General features: G+C 32.3%; 2 protein-coding genes. Both read right to left on the bottom strand.

All coding sequences use genetic code 11. The annotated features are described in order from the left end of the window. Window positions 1-363, bottom strand: a 363-nt coding sequence (locus IM284_RS22865; protein ID WP_193055959.1) for a DUF4435 domain-containing protein, incomplete at its 3' end; no start/stop codon positions are given. A gap of 2 nt (window positions 364-365) precedes the next feature. Further along, the gene (locus IM284_RS22860) at window positions 366-1,829 is read right to left on the bottom strand and encodes an AAA family ATPase (protein ID WP_047368589.1); all 1,464 of its coding nucleotides are present in this window, start codon (window positions 1,827-1,829) and stop codon (window positions 366-368) included. Window positions 1,830-1,934 lie beyond the last annotated feature (105 nt).

Genomic DNA, 1,934 nt, shown 5'->3' with positions numbered 1-1,934 from the left:
AGAGTTTATAATGTAATTTTCGATGGAATAACAGGATAAAGTAACAATACCATCTGAATTATGCTCAAAAATATCAAAGTCATGATCAACAAAGAAAAAACAGCTCTCCAATACTTCTTTATCATCATGTTGGATTGCATGCTCGTAAAGCTCGATTATTTGTTTTTTTCCTTTAGCGACCAGATGTCCTGCCTCACAATAAACAGGGTTACGTTTCATCCATTCATCATAAACTGGATAATCATCAACTCCTTCAAAAACAAATATTTTTTCGAAAATGGATGTTTTAAGTAATATTTCTTGTTTTAGAGGGTTTTTAGAGTGAACCTCTTTTTTCATAACATTTAAAAGGCTTATGCTCATTGTTAATTACCTTTTCGTACTTTCATTGCAGTTGCATATGGGTCTAAATCATTGTCAAAAATAAATGGCGAATGTGTAATAGCAATGACTTGTCTCACATTCTCACCAGCATTCAAATCAGGTAGAATCATCCGTTGCCAATCAATTGATAAGGAAAGCTCTGGCTCATCAATTAGAATTATTTTGGGCGAGTTGTCATTTAGATAAATTGTTGCCATTAATGAAATAACTTGTTTTTCGCCTGAGGATAAGTCATTTAGAGAAATTCGATCACCTGTATAATTATCTCTAACAATAACTTCTAGGCTTTGCGGATCAAACTTTAATGATTTTGAATCACCTGCAGAAGAAAGGTATTTGTCACAAACAGCTACAAACTTTTCAATCTTAGACTCTTGTTCTTTGGTTTCTTGAATAACTGAATTTAGTTGAGTCAAGAAGTATTTCAAGTATGTGATGTCTTTAATTGAATCACTATTATATAACCTCTTTAGAGAACCGATTAAAGAATTCTTTTTTGTTTCAGATGCTCTTCTCTCTCGTGGATTAGTACCAGAATCTTCCACTCGATTTAAAAATCTTTCTAAGTCTTCTATCGAAGGTAGAGCGTTTTGTTCTTTTGCTATTCGATCGTTATTGCCATATTTAATTAGGTCTTCAAGCATTTTAGCACTTAAAGATCTATAACCTAGATTTGATGTCCTTTCAATCTCTAAAGTTAAACCCTTTAAAGCATCTTCAACATCTTTTAGTCCATAAGAAATCCCATCGCGCTGTAATCTCATTCCTCTTTTTCTACCAAACATCCGATTACTACTAATTTCCCTTTCATCACGTGGAACTGTTTCGAAACTTTTTTCAACTCTTCGATATGTCGGAAGGAAAATCACATCCACATTTCTAAGTGCTTCGGCAATAGATCGGAATGTATTGTTCTTAGAATAATGTATCTTATAATTATGTTGTTCTTTAGATTTTATTTTATTTGTGAGGTTATCTTTTAACTCTCTAAGGAAGTGATTTATATAATCTTTTGGGTATTTCACAAAGTTGTATATATCATTCACTAGTGGGTCGTCATGATATTCATTATATTTAGAATCAATTAATGATTTTGCAAATTTAGTGATGTCCCGATCATTCCAAAATGACTCTCCCAAGGAGAATCTTTCGTTAAGGAAAGACCTGATTTCTTCTAGAGGTATTAGCGATGCTCTGTCATTATTTATTTCAAGTTCATTATGACCAAGGAGTTTTATAAATATTGATTTAAAATCAATTCTCATCAAATTGGCAAAATCTTGCTCTAAAAGAAGCCTGATGGCATTTAGTATTGTTGTTTTACCTGCGCCATTCTCAGATACAAAAATGGTCGTTTTACCTTTCATGGTCATTGTTATGTCTTTATAACCATGAACACCAGTCATTCTAAAATACTCAATCGGGTACTCATCATTCTCTGCCATTTTAAATCCTTTCATTTATGCTAATGTAATTTTCGATAAGTGAATTAATTTATTATTCTACTTAGAGTTGAACGGGACGAACCATCCTTTGCAAGATGTTTATTC

Origin of the sequence: Enterobacter cloacae complex sp. P12RS, assembly GCF_014895875.1 — a bacterium.
Classification (GTDB): domain Bacteria; phylum Pseudomonadota; class Gammaproteobacteria; order Enterobacterales; family Enterobacteriaceae; genus Enterobacter; species Enterobacter bugandensis.
The sequence above is the reverse complement of the archived record's forward strand: the minus strand, read 5'-3'. Positions and strand labels throughout refer to the sequence as shown.

Coding starts and splice junctions, on each gene's coding strand:
- IM284_RS22860 (WP_047368589.1), bottom strand. CDS start 1,829: ATGGCAGAGAATGATGAGTACCCGATTGAGTATTTTAGAATGACTGGT.